The sequence below is a fragment of the uncultured Streptococcus sp. genome, assembly GCF_963536705.1.
In the GTDB taxonomy this organism is placed as follows: Bacteria; Bacillota; Bacilli; order Lactobacillales; family Streptococcaceae; genus Streptococcus.
The window spans coordinates 98,151-112,251 of sequence record NZ_CAUTAP010000004.1 but is presented as its reverse complement, the minus strand read 5'-3'; the positions used below and the strand labels follow the sequence as shown (position 1 = coordinate 112,251).

Genomic DNA, 14,101 nt, shown 5'->3' with positions numbered 1-14,101 from the left:
AGTCAGCAGTTTATATCCTTATAAACTGCTGACTTTTTTCTATGAATGAGTCCTACTATTCTCTCTTTTGCTCTCAAATTCTTTAATTAATTTTTGATACCAATAAAAACTATCTTTTCGAATCCGCTCTAGACTACCTCCTTCTTCCTCATCACGGTCTACATAAACAAATCCATAGCGCTTGCCATAGCCGTTGAGCCATGAAAGTAGATCTGTGAAAGACCAAGTACAATAGCCGATGACTTGGCAACCATCTTCGATGGCATTTTGTACAGCTGTAATATGGTTATCAAGATATTCAATCCGATATGGGTCGTGGATCTTTCTATCTTCTGTTAAGGTGTCATACTCTCCTAGCCCATTTTCAGTTATCATAATTGGAATATCATATCTGCTGGTAATCCGTCGCAAAGCTATCCGTAAACCAATTGGATCTATTTCCCATCCCCAGCTGGTACGCTCTAAGTGTTCATTTTGCACATGCTTAAACTGGTCCGGCTCTCCAGCTTCAGCATTCGGAACATTAGCAGCAAAAGTATGGGATTGGTAATAGTTGACGCCTACGAAATCAGGACGGCCAGCTTTTAAAATATCTAAATCTCCTTCTCGGATATCTAATTCTATACCGAATTGATTTTTCAAATAAGCTAGAGCTGTCCTTGGATAACGTCCTAATAAATAAGCATCCATCCAATACCAAACATTGACATCCAAAGATTTCTCCATGGCTAGGACATTTTCTGGCTGATTATCCAGAGCATAGAGGACAGGAAAAGCAAAGCTTGGACCGATTTGACCTTTTATTTTCAAATCATGGAATCGTTTGATAATCGTTGCATTAGCCAAGTTGACAATGTGATTTACCTGATGCATTAACTGAATATTTTTGATTCCTGGTGGAAAACGACCATCCCGATAACCTAGTCCAACAAAGACATTTTGCTCATTGAGTCCAATCCAATATTTCACTCGATCTCCAAAGTTTTCAAAGAGAACCTCTGCATAATACAGGAAATCGTCAATTATTTTTCTGGATTCCCAACCGCCGTACTCATCTTGCAGTACTTGAGGTAAATCCCAGTGATAGATTGTGATAATGGGTTCAATATTGTATTTGAGAAGTTCATCAATCAGATTTGAATAAAATTCAATCCCTTTCTGATTGACCTCTCCTCGTCCCTCAGGCAAAATACGGGTCCAAGCAATAGAAAAACGATAAGCTTTCAGACCCATTTCTGCCATCAGTTTAACATCTTCTTTATAGTGATGGTAATGGTCCACTGCCACGTCGCCAGTCGTGTTTTTAAAAGTCCTATTAGGCTGGCGAACAAAGACGTCCCATATAGATAGGCTCTTACCATCTTCATCCCAAGCTCCTTCAACTTGATAGGCAGCTGAAGCCGATCCCCAGAGAAAGTCTCTGGAAAATTTTGTCACATCAATCAAGCTGCTGCACCTCCTTTGGCTTCTAGAGCTTCCATTTCAGCTTCTTGCTTAACCAATTGCTCTTCATATTTCTTGAAGAATGGATAGTAGATTAACATAGCTGGTAAAATCAAGATATAGTCCCAAACAAAGTTTTGCCAACGAAGGGTTGTCAAGTAGTTGCTGAATCCCATTGGCAACTGTGCACTAACCACTATCCAAGCAGGAATAATAAAGCCTGTTTGGTAAGCAAAATAAGTCAAGATCATCATAATTGGCACATTGAGTACATAAGGGATACAAAGAATTGGGTTGAACATAATTGGCATACCAAACGTTACCGGCTCATTGATACCAAACCACCCAGGAATGAGCGAAATCTTAGAAACGGCACTAATTTGTTTGGATTTTGAGCGCAAGCCCATCAGGACCAGGGCCCAGGTATTTCCTGTACCACCAACTAAAGCCATGGAAGTGTAGAGTAAGACTGGGAAGAATTGCATTGGCTGACCGTTCGCATGAAGAGCAGCATTGGTCGTTGCCGCTTGAATCCCAAGTGGAGAAATGATTGGAATAATGATGAGGGTACCATGAATACCGAAGCACCAAAGAACCAGCGCTAACATACAAAGCATCACAATCCCTGGTACAGATGATACAGCGCCAAGCGGTGCCCGTAAGAGAGCCATAAAACCAGACGGAACGTTGTAAGCTCCTGCTGTCAAAGCACCAATACCAACATTCAGTAAGAGAAAGAGAGTAATGGAGAAAAATACTGGCAAAATAGAACCAAAACTATCTTGAAGAAATTGTGGCACTACATCTGGCATCTTAATTTTAATATCTTTTTCATAGCAGAATTTTTCAATCTGTACGACTACAAAGACAATGAAGAAGCTGATGAACATACCTTGTGACCCAAGATAGTCTAACTGTAGTCCGGAGAATTTTTCAGTATCAACAAAAGCTCCTGCTACCAGCATGAAAGTAACTGCTGTATCAACCGCGGCCATAATAGGAGATTTCAATTTCAAATTCTTAGCATAATGATAAGCAAAGAAGATAGCAACCCAGATAGAGATAAAATCCATCGAATAGCGGAAAGGCAAGGTCAATGTATTATACACTGCATCCCCTGTTTTGAACCAGCCTAGAGCTGTTTCATTTCCAATTGCAGCTAAGACTTGAAATAAGGAACCCACGGTAATCAATCCCAAGAGAGATCCTAATCCAGCTTGTAAAGACTGTATAAACACATTGTTGGCCAGTTTATAACCAATTTCCTGAAGTTTGGTCATAAATTTACTGTTAAAGAATTTTTCCATTAGAAAAACCTCCTTAAGATATTGCTTTAATTAATTGAAAGATATTCTTACAATCTCCCATTGCATAATCCATAGCTGGAATGGTGGCAACAGGTTTTGATACTGTCTCTTTGACCGAATCAAGTTTATAAGAGACCTGAGGACCTAATAAAATCACATCATATTCCTGAGCATAATCTTGATAGTCCATCAATCCGACCGCTTTGATATCGAGGTCAATGCCTTGGTCATTTGCATATTGCTCCATTTTTTTCATCAGGATACTCGTGGACATACCAGCCGCACATATTAATAAGATTTTCATTGTCTTTCTCCTTCTCGATTGGAATACAGCTCAATCATCTCAGTGATAAGGTCAATGGCCAAAAGACTGGTCATAAAATGGTCTTGCGCATGAACAAGCAGTATACTCAACTGATGACCGTTTCCTTGTGCCTCTTCCTGCAATAAATCTGTTTGGGAATGATGGGCCTTTAAAATAACACTATTTGCCTCATCCATTAATTCCTTAGCTGCATCGAATTCTGCTAGTTTTGCTTTTTTAAGTGCTTCAAAAGCTAAGGATCGGGCTGCACCAGAATTAGCAATTAAGGACATGGCAATAATCTCTGCTGAACTATTCCATTCTTCCATACAAGCTCCTCCTTTCCAGTTGACTTCTTACCCACAGTTTACTATAGCTCTATTCTACTGTCAAAAGCGCTTAGATTTTCTTGATATACAGTTTTCTAGCTTAGTGTATCCATTTTCAAATGCCATTCATACTCAATTTGTTATAAAAAAATTACAGCAATCGTTTCTTGCGTGCTTTACTGCTGGCACTCGCTATTTTTAAATTGTTCCCTTAATATATTTTAGAACCTATCGTAAAATTAGTGTATAAAAAATAATCGTTTTTTATGATAATGTATAACACAAAGCTAAAGAGTATAAAAAAGCACTAAAAACCGTCTCATTTCCCTAAAGGGGTTACTTTCCACAAGGGCTTATTATATACTTAATTTATGAAGATTATTAGAGAACTCCAAGTCACTTCAAACGAATTTTATGACTTTTTGGAAAGCGAGTTTCTGAATCAAATCAATCAAGCTGACAATCAAACAAAAAAGATAGATAGGTTAAAGAAAGGACTTCGTTACTCAAAATTGTCAGACAATGTCTATACTAAGACTGATTATGAGATTCTGGACTATCGTCGCCATGAAACCTACGTCATTCAAATCTCGTCCCACAGTGAAAAAACGATTACTTCCTACAAGACCAAGCCTTGCGCAAAAGGGCTGGAGGTTACACTAGAACAAGAACAAAATAAATTGACAAAAAATTCAAAAAGCAAGCTCATCAAGTGGATGGGGGAGCTACTCTACTTTGGTCGTCTTTCGGAAAATCTTTATAAGATTCAAGGCGAAATCGAGAAGGCTAGAAAAGAGAAAACTCAGTAACAAGCAAATCCGATTCATACCTTCTTTTTGCGCCCAGATTTATGACTTGCAGATATTCAGATAGTTCAAGGAGCAGATTATGAAACAAGGCATCACACCTCAATATTGGAAACAAGAAAACAACGGTCGCTATTTCACTAAAGAAACTCAAATATTTAGCCCACTTCCTATTTTGACCGACACTTTACTGGCTCATCCAAAAGCAAGAAATGATGGCCAGCTGGCTTTCCCTGCCATTCATTTCATAGAAGGGATTTCCCGAGAAGTCGGACAAGAGGTCATGCTGTCCTTTTCACTTCCCTATCCATCCAACCCTGAAGCGCACATCGTAAAGGTTGCTCAAGACGGCATTTTCGTTTATGCCTTGTCCCAGCGTGGCTTATTTTATGGGGCCATTTCAATTATCCAAATGTTACAGGATGGCTACATGCCTTATGGCTTGGCCTACGACGAACCCGTCTGTTCTGAGCGTGGCCTCAAGATCTTTTTACCGTCTCGTAAGAATATGGATTTCTTCAAGCAATTTGTGGATATGCTTGCTTTTTTCAAGTACAATACGATTATGATTGAAATCGGCGGTGCTATGGAATATAAAAAACACCCTGAAATCAATCAAGAGTGGATTAAATATTGTGCTGATATGGCTGAATACTCTGGCAAGACCAAAGAAATCCAAGACTATACCTTCCCTTGGTATAAGAATGCCATTCACATGGAGAATGGTGACGGGGAGTTTCTAAGTCAAAATGATGTGAAAGATCTGGTCCTCTACTGCAAGGAACGATTTTTTGAGGTGATTCCTGAAGTGCCATCCCTCGGTCACTGCGATTATTTGATGCTTGGCCACCCAGAAATTGCAGAAATCCCTGAAGATCCTTATCCGGATACTTACTGCCCATCAAATCCTGACTCTTATGAACTCCTCTTTGATGTTTTGGATGAAATCATTGAGGTCTTTGAACCTGAAGTCATCAATGTCGGACATGATGAATACTATTCAATTGCCATGTGTGAGCGTTGCAAAGGGAAGGCTGGAGCAGACATCTTTGCAGAAGACATTATCAAGATTTATGACTATCTCAAGCAGAAAAATGTCCGAACCATGATTTGGGGAGACAAGTTACTGAAAAACGCTATCGTTCCTGATGCAGGGCCTTTTGGTGGAGCAGAAATCATCATGTACACTCCCCAGTTCAAAAAAGATACAGGCAAAAAAGTTGGCATCATGCCGGCAACCTGGCAGGCCATTCACCAGATTCCCAAAGATGTCGAAATTCTCCATTGGCTCTGGAGTTTGGATGAAAAACTGGAAGATGAAGTTTTAGAAGAAGGCTTTAGTATCCGTTATGGTAATTTTGAAGGCTATCTCTTTCCGCATTGGGCTGAGCATTTGAAGAAGGGGAGCAAGGGAGCTATCATCTCCAACTGGAGTACCTTAAACGAGGTGATCCTGCAGAGAAATGTCATTTTCTTCGGCTTGGCCTATGCTTACGAGATGTTTTGGAATCATGACTATCGTGATGAAGACTATGCAACTATCCGTGATAAAACCTTATCTTATCTCTTCCATTACCACTATCCCGACCTTCAGAACCACACGCGCAGTCTTGAAGCACTGGCGCACCCTAGCTGGATTGAAGTTGGCTATGCTACAGACTATTTTGTGGAATACCAATGGTTTGTGGACGGTGTCTTCCCTGAAATGGAAACCTATCAAATCGGAAATATCCTACTAACCTATACTGATCAAACCGAGTTTACTGTTCCTATTATCTTTGGAGAAAACATTGGCAAAACAAGTGTTAACTGGGAACGGTCTACCAATACTAACCCTCTACCTGGCGAACCCATCTATAAGGTAGATGAGCAATTATTTGAAGTCTCGCTTAGCACCAAACCTTATCAAAAAGACGGCCAGACTTTCTTTGCCTTTCCAATCCAAAATCCTTATCCAGAAAAGGAATTGAAGAATGTAGAGGTTCAAACAGAAGCTAATAAAGATTGTCAAATTTTTGTTGATCAAATTGCCTATTATCACTAAACTTGAGGCTTATTTCAAGCTATCAGGTAGAAAGAGCGAAGTTTATTCGGAGTCAGAATCATCCAATTCAAAAAGAACTACAAATTTCTAGACATCAGGTTACTGGACACACTGATTGCTTATCCTATTTGAAACGAAGGGAGGTGGGAGAGTGAGTGAAAAGAAAACATTTCTGAAACAATTCTTACGGCTCAGTCTACCGTTTTCTCTTCAATTTCTACTAGCCAGCGCTGTCAATCTAGCTGATGTTGTCATGATTGGACAGCTAGGGGAAAAACAAATCGCAGCTACTGGTGCTGCCAACCAAATTTTCTTTCTCTTGACTATTGTACAGTTTGGTATCGGTAGCGGAGCTTCTGTCTTCATGGCCCAATACTGGGGAGCCCAGCGAATTGCTGATATGAGAAAAACCTTGGGATTAGTCTATATGCTGAGCGGGCTCATCTCTGCTACCTTTACTTTAGTCGCTTTACTTTTTCCCAAGCAACTGATTGGTTTTTATATCCATGATACCGAAGCTATTCAGTTGGGCGCCCAGTACTTATCAATCGTCTCTTGGACCTACTTGATGACAGCTATTACAACTTCTCTGGCTACTATGTGTCGCTGCAGTAATGAAGTTTTCTTACCAACTCTTGCTAGCCTCCTATCAATGGCGACCAATATCATTGGCAATGCCGTCCTTATTTTTGGACTGATCGGATTTCCTAAACTTGGACTGGTTGGTGCCGCTATTGCTACCTTTATAGCTCGATTGCTAGAGCTTTGCTGGTTAGTCTTTGGTGTCTATCGAACAAGGATGGCTGGAGCCGCTAGCATAGCTGAACTCTTTGCCTTCCACAAAGACTTCGTTTATCAATTTTTGAAAAAAACCTTACCAGTCGTCTTCAATGAAGGCGCTTGGTCGCTCGGAACATCGATTGGCTTGGCCATTATCGGACTATTAGGTACTGAAGTTGTGGCCTCTACCCAGATTGCTAGCGCCATTGCCCAAATTGGATTTGTCTTTGTACGCGGTGCGGGAAATGCCGTAGCTGTTATGCTAGGCAATACTATCGGAGAGAATCAAATAGAAAAAGCCTTACAAGATGCCAAGCGCTTCTTACTTCTATTACCTCTCATCGGACTCATCGTCAGCGTCCTACTCATCTGGGCCATGCCTTTAGCGCTGAAACTCTACAACTTAAGCAATCAGACAGAGCAGCTAACCATCTTGATGATTCAGTTAAATGCCCTGTTGTTTATCCCAAAAGCTTTTAGTGTTGTTTTAATCGTTGGGATTTTACGTAGCGGAGGCGATACCAACTATGCCTGCCTGCTAGATATTTTACCTGTTTGGCTCTTCAGCATTCCACTTGGCTATGTCCTAGTTAGCCTGCAGGCTCCCATTTGGCTAATCTTTCTTGTGATAAATGGCGAAGATATTCTCAAACCAATCTGGGGCATCCCTCGTGTCTTCTCAGGGAAATGGCTGCATAATCTTGTGCAAGAGCACATGTAAAAAAGCATCTAAATCACAACATTACCACAGAAATCGGAAATGTATATCCCGACTAAAAAGGTAATGAGAGTTAGGTGCTTTTTTATTGGTTTGCGACTCCAACTTACAATTTTATAATTTGCGCAGCATCTGAATTAAAACACTGACCTCTGCGTCATCTACAAGAATCTTAAAGCTTCGTTCCACCGTTCGAATGATTTTCCTAACGTGCTTATAATCATCAGGGAATTTTTCGATAACACCAGCAATTTCTTTACTATTCTTCTTCAAGCATTCTCCTGAAAGGGTCCGCTCCACTAGACACGCAATATGAACAAACAAACCTATTGTTTGCTCCTCTGTCAGCTGATAATAAAAATCAAATTCATCTAAAATAGCAGGAAGAATCTTTTTAATCTTAGCTAAGGAAGTATAGACAAATTGCTCTTCTAAAAATTGGTAAACTTTCTCATAATCGTAGCTATTGACAGAGGTCGGTACAAACATCAATAATTTATCTAAGTGCTCCTTGGGCTGCTCAAAAACATCTTTAATGGAAATGAAAGGGATACCCATAATTTGAGGGTCGAAAGTTCCAACAAAAGCATGAACTTGATAGGTCTTTCTTAAGGCCATCACTTCCTCAATCAACATCTCCTTATTAGCAACTGACAAAGCAATGACACGGTAACCCAGCTTTGAATACTGATCAAGATAGTGCTTGAGCTGAAGAGAACCGCCTTCGCTGGTATAACAGAGTGTAATGATGATTTTTTCTTGGTCCCGATTTTTATAAAGCTGATTCATTTCCATATGAAAAGCATGAAAGACACTGTCAATATCATTTTCTATCAAACAGCGCCGTGCAATCCCCATGCCAATCATAGTAATGGGAATTTCAAATTCTCTGATTTTAATCAGAGTTTCTTCTCGAATTTTATCCAGCATTTCCTTAATCGATCCCATATCATAGAGGACGATGACCCCTAAACCTTGGTCTAGCTCCTCAATTTGCTCTTTTAATTTACGATAACTTTCCTCTAGAGATTCTTCTAATAGAATATCAAAGCCATACACTTGGCTATTTTTAGTCAGCATCTTGGTTGATTCAGCCAAGGACTTGGCAACTCCTTTACCATGCAAAACGTAGAGCAAGATAGGTCGTAGACTATCTTGTTTCTTTTCGGATTCAATAATAAACATGGTTAGGATGACGATTTCATCTATCGGAACAGCTAGTTGAAATCTTGTTTCTAGTTGCCTGGCAAATTTAGAACATTGTGCATACTCTATTGGATAATCCCGAATCACTTTCACAATAGCATCATTATCCAACTGCCGATTTAAAGACCCTTTCTGCTTAAGCATCGCATTGACATGAAGGCTGATGCCGTAATATGCCGTCGAATTAAGCTCTATATTGAGTTCTTTTTGAACAGATAGAACAAAGGCTTGTACCAACTGGATTACTTCAGCAGAAACAATCGTCTCAAGCTGATTAAGATTTTCCAACTCATCTTCTTTCTTAACAAAAGGTTTGTATTCAATATAGCTTTGAATATAGTTTCTCACTGCCTCAAAAACATCATCCTGCTCAATGCCTCTTTCTGATAGCTGAGAATATTCTGATTTAATTTTGTTATATAAATCATCTGACTCTTGCTCTGGAAAATCCAGCAATCCCAACTCCTTATCATAAATTAGCACCTTACGTTTGCCAATCAATTCATCGATTTTAACTACATTATGACTTCCTAAATGCCGAATCCCTTGATAAGGAATGGGCAAATCGTCATTACTGAGTGTTAAATCTTTTAGATCTGACCTCAAACTTCTTACAAAAGCATTGGCGCAAGCTGTTCGAACTGCATATTCTAATTCTTTTATATTGCTAATATTCGCCGATAGGATGAAGGAATGAATAACATCACGCGGCACTTGAATATCATGCGCAGAATTCTTTGATTCAATAGCTAAAAAGTAATTTAGTAACTCTAGCTTTTCACTAATCGGTCGATTCGGATAAGAAGGCAGCTGGATTACAACAGGAAGTTTATTGGATAAATGTTCAGATAGCTTAGCGCTACTTCCGATAATTACCAAACCTTTCTTCTGACGTCTCTTTTGTTCTCCTTCTCTGTGATTCAGCCAGGAAATCAATCTATTTTGATCCGCCGAAGATAGAACTTGTATGTTATCTATAAATAAAATTCCTTCTGCCACTTTCTCAAATACAGACTTCGTCCCCTCTGAGCCAAATAACAACTTCAGCAAATCATCCAGAACATCAATATAGTCTAAGCAGTTAATTTTTTCAAACAACTGAGGTTTACTAATCGCTTGATTTTGAATGGCAAACTCCATCATTTTATTAACGAAGTGAGTTCTACCAGCACCGACCTCGGATAAAATGAGAACTGGAAGGGCATAATTTGGGTATAGAATAGCTGCTTGTGCTAACTGGATGGCTGTTCGCAAACTGCCATTTTCACCTATGATGCTTGGAAAATCCAAAGGATTTTCCACAAATACCTCTTTTAATTGGTATTTAACTGGCCGTGTATTTCCTTTAACGAGTATCCCTTCTTTTACCAATTGATTCAAGATAGTGCTCACATTTGAGCGTTGCATTCCTAAAGCAGCAGCAATTACTTTCGTTTCAAGACCTTGCTTATTATTCTTTAGTAATTCTTGCTCTAGATATTCTAAGACTAGTGTTTTGGCAACCTTCATGTTCTACCTCACTGATATTTTTCTCCCATTATCGTCATTCAATTTATCTTATACTGCAGCTTTATTCACCTACTTAGAGCCTTAGAACTTACTCCCTATCATCCTGTCATTTCCTTATCTAAACATTATAAATTTGAAGCAAGAGGATGATAGAATACATAAAGGCCAACTGTTAATGAGTGATATAAACAGCTGGCCTTTTTCTTTATCATTCAGGAATGAAATTCATTATTCATTCATTTATCAGAAAACCAAGTCGTAAGGAGACTCCAACTTGTCCGCTAGACTGGCTAGAAACTCCGCTGCGGGCTGACCGTCTACGACTTGATGGTCAAAAGTCAAGCTGAGCGGCAGGAATTTCTGCTCGTAGACTTGTCCTTGACTGTCAAGAGCCAGCGCCGTTTGCAAGGCACCAACTCCTAAAATGGCTACTTCTGGTGTATTTAGGATAGGAGTGAAATACTCAATCCCTGCTCCCCCGAGATTAGTAATACTGAAGGTTGAACCTGAGTAAAGAGCCGGATCCAAAGTTCCTTTACGAGCTTGATTGGCTTCCGTTTTGATAGCTAAGCCCAAGTCAGCCAGCGTTAGCTTATCCACGTGACGAATGACCGGAACCACCAAACCATCACTAAGTGCCGTCGCGATACCAATATGAATATCTTCTACTTCCTGATATTGACCATTGAAATACCAAGCATTGAGCTGAGGGTGATCTTTCAACGCCTTGGCAACAGCCTTTGTAAGCAGGGTCGTGATGCTGATTTCGCCATTTTCTAGTGGAGAAGCGACCTTATCCTTCATATCCTGTCTAAAGGCTATCAGCTGACTGATATCCACCTTACGATGCAAGGTCACCTGAGCAGATGTCTGGAGACTATTCATCATCCGCTCTGCAATAGTCTTGCGCATACCTATCAATCCTGCACCATAGTCAACTTGACCAGCATGCTGAAGGACTGCTGAGCTACTTTCAGGTGTTTGGTTTGGAAGCGCCTCTGGTTTATAATTTTCCACATCTCGTCGGGTAATACGGCCATTGCCTCCCGTTCCTGAAATCAAGGAAATATCATATCCTTTTTCCTTAGCAATCTTGCGGGCAAGAGGAGTGATGAAAATACGGCCATGTTCACTGTTTCCGACAGAGTTGGAACTTGCCGCCACAGTTTTTTCTGCTAGTCCAACCCCTGCATCAGCGGACTCTTGCTCACTTTCTGACTGGTTCGCAGAGGCTCCTTCTACTTCCATACCTGGAATAGATTCTCCTGCTTCACCAATCCATGCAATTACTTTCTTGCACGGGACAGTATCGCCCGCCTGACTGATAATTTTTAAAATCACTCCTGCGCTTGGTGCTTCTACATCGCTGGTCAATTTTTCAGAACTGATTTCCAAGACAGGCTGACCAGCAGCTACGGTGTCTCCTTCCTTGACCAGCCAGTTATTTATCAAACCTTCGGTCATTGTTAAGCCTAGCTTAGGCATTACAATTTCTGTAGCCATACTTGCCTCCCTTCTATCTCTTTAGATCGTCAATCAATTCTGCAGCAACAGTCAGAACCTTATCAGCATTAGGGATATAGAGCTGCTCCAGATTCACAGCAAACGGCACTGGCACATTTGGCGCGCAGACGCATTTTACCGGACCATCAAGATAATCAAAGCATTTATCAGTCACTACAGATGCAATATCCGTCGCTGTGTTATTGTGAGGGTTGGATTCATCAACGATAATCAGTCGTCCAGTTTTCTTGACTGATTCAAAGACAGTCTCCTCATCCCAAGGAGCTACTGTTCTCAAGTCAATGACTTCAACCGAAATACCATCTTTTTCCAAGCGATCCGCTACTTCATAAGCTACATAAAGCATCTTACCGATAGTAACGATAGTGAGGTCTGTTCCTTCACGGCGGACAGCAGCCTTTCCAATTGGAACTGTATAATATTCCTCTGGTACCTCTCCCTTGATACCATAGAGAGTCTTATCTTCTGAATAAATCACGATATTGTCGTCTTCAATGGAAGCCAGCAGTAACCCTTTAGCATCATACGGAGTTGCTGGAACAACTACCTTTATACCAGGAATAGATCCAAAGATACCGTAATATGAACCCGAGTGTTGAGCTGCAGCCGAAGCTCCTGCCCCATGCATGGTCCGCATTGTCATCGGAACCTTGGCCTTGCCACCAAACATATAGCGCATTTTTGAGCCTTGCCCCAGAATGGCGTCAAAGCAGAAACCGATAAAGTCATTGAACATCAGCTCCGGTACTGGACGCAAGCCAGTCAGAGCCATTCCAACAGAAGCTGACACGTATCCGTGCTCTGAAATCGGAGTATCAATCACCCGCTCTCGGCCATATTTTGGCATGAGTCCCTTGGTCACACCCATTACACCGCCCCAAGCATCTTCGTTTTCTTCTTCCAAGTGATTGATTGTTACACCGCCAGCAATATCTTCTCCCAGAAGGATTACGGTGTCATCTTTTGCCATTGCCTGATCCAGCGCTTCATTGATTGCTTTCATAAATAACAGTTGTCTAGCCATTTGATCAACCTCCTTCTATCAATCAGCAAATACATCTTCCAGCAGAGACTCGGAACGAGGAATCGGACTGTCTTGAGCAAATTTGATAGCTTCTTCCACATCCTTTCGAGACTCCTCTAATATGGCATCAAGTTCCTCTTCAGTCAAGAGGCCATGCTCGATAGCGTAGTCACGGAAGACATCTAGAGCATCCACATCAGCCCAGTCTTTTTCTTCACCTTCCAAAGCCTTATACTTCTGCTCATCCCCTTCAAAGTGACCATGATCCCGATATGTTACAGCTTCAATTAAGGTAGGTCCTTCACCTCTACGAGCCCGCTCTACAGCTTCCTTGGCTACTTGGTAGACAGCGAATAAATCCTTACCATTAACCCGAACGCCGGGCATATTATAAGCAGCCGCTCTCTCGGCAATGGTGCCAGACGCTGAAGAATACCATTGCGGTGTCGATTCTGCAAAGAGGTTGTTTTCATTGACAAAGATAACTGGCAGTTTCCAAATTGATGCCATATTGAGACATTCGTGGAAATTCCCTTCATTGGCTGCGCCGTCACCGAAGAAACAGACAGCCACACTATCGGTTTTCAAGTACTTGTTTCGCATAGCAGCACCGGTAGCTAGACCAAAGCCTCCGCCAACCATACCATTGGCACCGAGGATTCCCTTGTCCAAATCGGCGATGTGCATCGATCCGCCTTTTCCTTTTCCAAGCCCAGTCTCCTTGCCAAAAATTTCTGCCATCATTCCCTTTAAATCTCCGCCCTTAGCAACACAGTGACCGTGTCCCCGGTGAGTACTGGTAATATAGTCCTTGTCTGTCAGATTGGCACAGACGCCAGTAGCAATCGCTTCCTCTCCAGCATAAAGGTGAACAAAACCAGGAATCTGTCCTGCAGCAAAGAAACGCCGAGTATTTTCCTCAAAATTACGGATATCCCACATGGTTTTATACATGGTCTTGGCTTTTTCTTTGGAAACCTGCTCTACTTCAACTTCAGTAGCATCATAGACTTTTAAATCTACTAGCTCTGATACAGCACTTTGGTTTCTTGTTTTGCTTAATTGTTGTGGTAAATCTTTATAATTTGACATATTTTTACCTCCTCA

11 protein-coding genes are annotated in these 14,101 nt (G+C 41.0%); 3 read left to right on the top strand and 8 right to left on the bottom strand.

Going from position 1 to position 14,101, the window contains the following annotated elements:
* Nucleotides 1-39: 39 nt before the first annotated feature.
* The 4 genes from RWX26_RS03795 to RWX26_RS03780 are packed head-to-tail and all read right to left on the bottom strand — an operon-like array spanning nucleotide 40 to nucleotide 3,383.
* On the bottom strand, nucleotides 40-1,446 hold the full coding sequence (locus RWX26_RS03795) for a glycoside hydrolase family 1 protein (protein WP_033179156.1): 1,407 nt from the start codon (nucleotides 1,444-1,446) through the stop codon (nucleotides 40-42).
* The gene (locus RWX26_RS03790; RefSeq protein ID WP_314579344.1) at nucleotides 1,443-2,750 is read right to left on the bottom strand and encodes a PTS transporter subunit EIIC; all 1,308 of its coding nucleotides are present in this window, start codon (nucleotides 2,748-2,750) and stop codon (nucleotides 1,443-1,445) included. The genes RWX26_RS03795 and RWX26_RS03790 overlap by 4 nt, the downstream gene beginning before the upstream one ends.
* Nucleotides 2,751-2,763: 13 nt before the next feature.
* Nucleotides 2,764-3,054: a PTS sugar transporter subunit IIB gene (locus RWX26_RS03785; RefSeq protein ID WP_002895527.1), complete on the bottom strand. Its 291-nt coding sequence runs from the start codon at nucleotides 3,052-3,054 to the stop codon at nucleotides 2,764-2,766.
* Nucleotides 3,051-3,383, bottom strand: a complete 333-nt coding sequence (locus RWX26_RS03780) for a PTS lactose/cellobiose transporter subunit IIA (protein ID WP_002895529.1) — start codon at nucleotides 3,381-3,383, stop codon at nucleotides 3,051-3,053. The genes RWX26_RS03785 and RWX26_RS03780 overlap by 4 nt, the downstream gene beginning before the upstream one ends.
* Nucleotides 3,384-3,754: 371 nt before the next feature.
* Here RWX26_RS03780 and RWX26_RS03775 point away from each other — a divergent pair, with 371 nt between their 5' ends.
* The 3 genes from RWX26_RS03775 to RWX26_RS03765 all read left to right on the top strand — a co-directional run bounded on the left by RWX26_RS03775 (nucleotide 3,755) and on the right by RWX26_RS03765 (nucleotide 7,734).
* Nucleotides 3,755-4,192 carry a DUF3284 domain-containing protein gene (locus RWX26_RS03775; RefSeq protein WP_314579340.1) on the top strand — a complete coding sequence of 146 codons (438 nt, stop codon included), beginning with the start codon at nucleotides 3,755-3,757 and terminating at the stop codon, nucleotides 4,190-4,192.
* A 79-nt stretch (nucleotides 4,193-4,271) separates the two neighbouring features.
* Nucleotides 4,272-6,233, top strand: a complete 1,962-nt coding sequence (locus RWX26_RS03770) for a family 20 glycosylhydrolase (RefSeq protein ID WP_314579338.1) — start codon at nucleotides 4,272-4,274, stop codon at nucleotides 6,231-6,233.
* Between the two features lie 115 nt (nucleotides 6,234-6,348).
* Nucleotides 6,349-7,734, top strand: a complete 1,386-nt coding sequence (locus RWX26_RS03765; RefSeq protein ID WP_314579336.1) for an MATE family efflux transporter — start codon at nucleotides 6,349-6,351, stop codon at nucleotides 7,732-7,734.
* A gap of 111 nt (nucleotides 7,735-7,845) precedes the next feature.
* On the opposite strand, the gene RWX26_RS03760 is transcribed toward RWX26_RS03765, so the two are convergent.
* The 4 genes from RWX26_RS03760 to RWX26_RS03745 all read right to left on the bottom strand — a co-directional run bounded on the left by RWX26_RS03760 (nucleotide 7,846) and on the right by RWX26_RS03745 (nucleotide 14,086).
* Nucleotides 7,846-10,446, bottom strand: a complete 2,601-nt coding sequence (locus RWX26_RS03760; RefSeq protein WP_314579334.1) for a PRD domain-containing protein — start codon at nucleotides 10,444-10,446, stop codon at nucleotides 7,846-7,848.
* A 243-nt stretch (nucleotides 10,447-10,689) separates the two neighbouring features.
* Nucleotides 10,690-11,949 carry a dihydrolipoamide acetyltransferase family protein gene (locus RWX26_RS03755; protein ID WP_314579331.1) on the bottom strand — a complete coding sequence of 420 codons (1,260 nt, stop codon included), beginning with the start codon at nucleotides 11,947-11,949 and terminating at the stop codon, nucleotides 10,690-10,692.
* Nucleotides 11,950-11,962: 13 nt separating this feature from the next.
* A complete protein-coding gene (locus tag RWX26_RS03750; protein ID WP_314579329.1) occupies nucleotides 11,963-12,994 on the bottom strand; it encodes an alpha-ketoacid dehydrogenase subunit beta in 1,032 nt (343 codons plus the stop codon).
* Between the two features lie 18 nt (nucleotides 12,995-13,012).
* Nucleotides 13,013-14,086 (bottom strand): thiamine pyrophosphate-dependent dehydrogenase E1 component subunit alpha, encoded by a 1,074-nt coding sequence (locus RWX26_RS03745; protein ID WP_002897599.1) that lies wholly within the window; start codon nucleotides 14,084-14,086, stop codon nucleotides 13,013-13,015.
* Nucleotides 14,087-14,101 lie beyond the last annotated feature (15 nt).

Bases quoted from the DNA above. Each gene is read 5' to 3' on its own strand.
- RWX26_RS03790 (WP_314579344.1), bottom strand. From the start codon at position 2,750: ATGGAAAAATTCTTTAACAGTAAATTTATGACCAAACTTCAGGAAATT.
- RWX26_RS03785 (WP_002895527.1), bottom strand. From the start codon at position 3,054: ATGAAAATCTTATTAATATGTGCGGCTGGTATGTCCACGAGTATCCTG.
- RWX26_RS03780 (WP_002895529.1), bottom strand. From the start codon at position 3,383: ATGGAAGAATGGAATAGTTCAGCAGAGATTATTGCCATGTCCTTAATT.
- RWX26_RS03775 (WP_314579340.1), top strand. From the start codon at position 3,755: ATGAAGATTATTAGAGAACTCCAAGTCACTTCAAACGAATTTTATGAC.
- RWX26_RS03770 (WP_314579338.1), top strand. From the start codon at position 4,272: ATGAAACAAGGCATCACACCTCAATATTGGAAACAAGAAAACAACGGT.
- RWX26_RS03760 (WP_314579334.1), bottom strand. From the start codon at position 10,446: ATGAAGGTTGCCAAAACACTAGTCTTAGAATATCTAGAGCAAGAATTA.
- RWX26_RS03755 (WP_314579331.1), bottom strand. From the start codon at position 11,949: ATGGCTACAGAAATTGTAATGCCTAAGCTAGGCTTAACAATGACCGAA.
- RWX26_RS03750 (WP_314579329.1), bottom strand. From the start codon at position 12,994: ATGGCTAGACAACTGTTATTTATGAAAGCAATCAATGAAGCGCTGGAT.
- RWX26_RS03745 (WP_002897599.1), bottom strand. From the start codon at position 14,086: ATGTCAAATTATAAAGATTTACCACAACAATTAAGCAAAACAAGAAAC.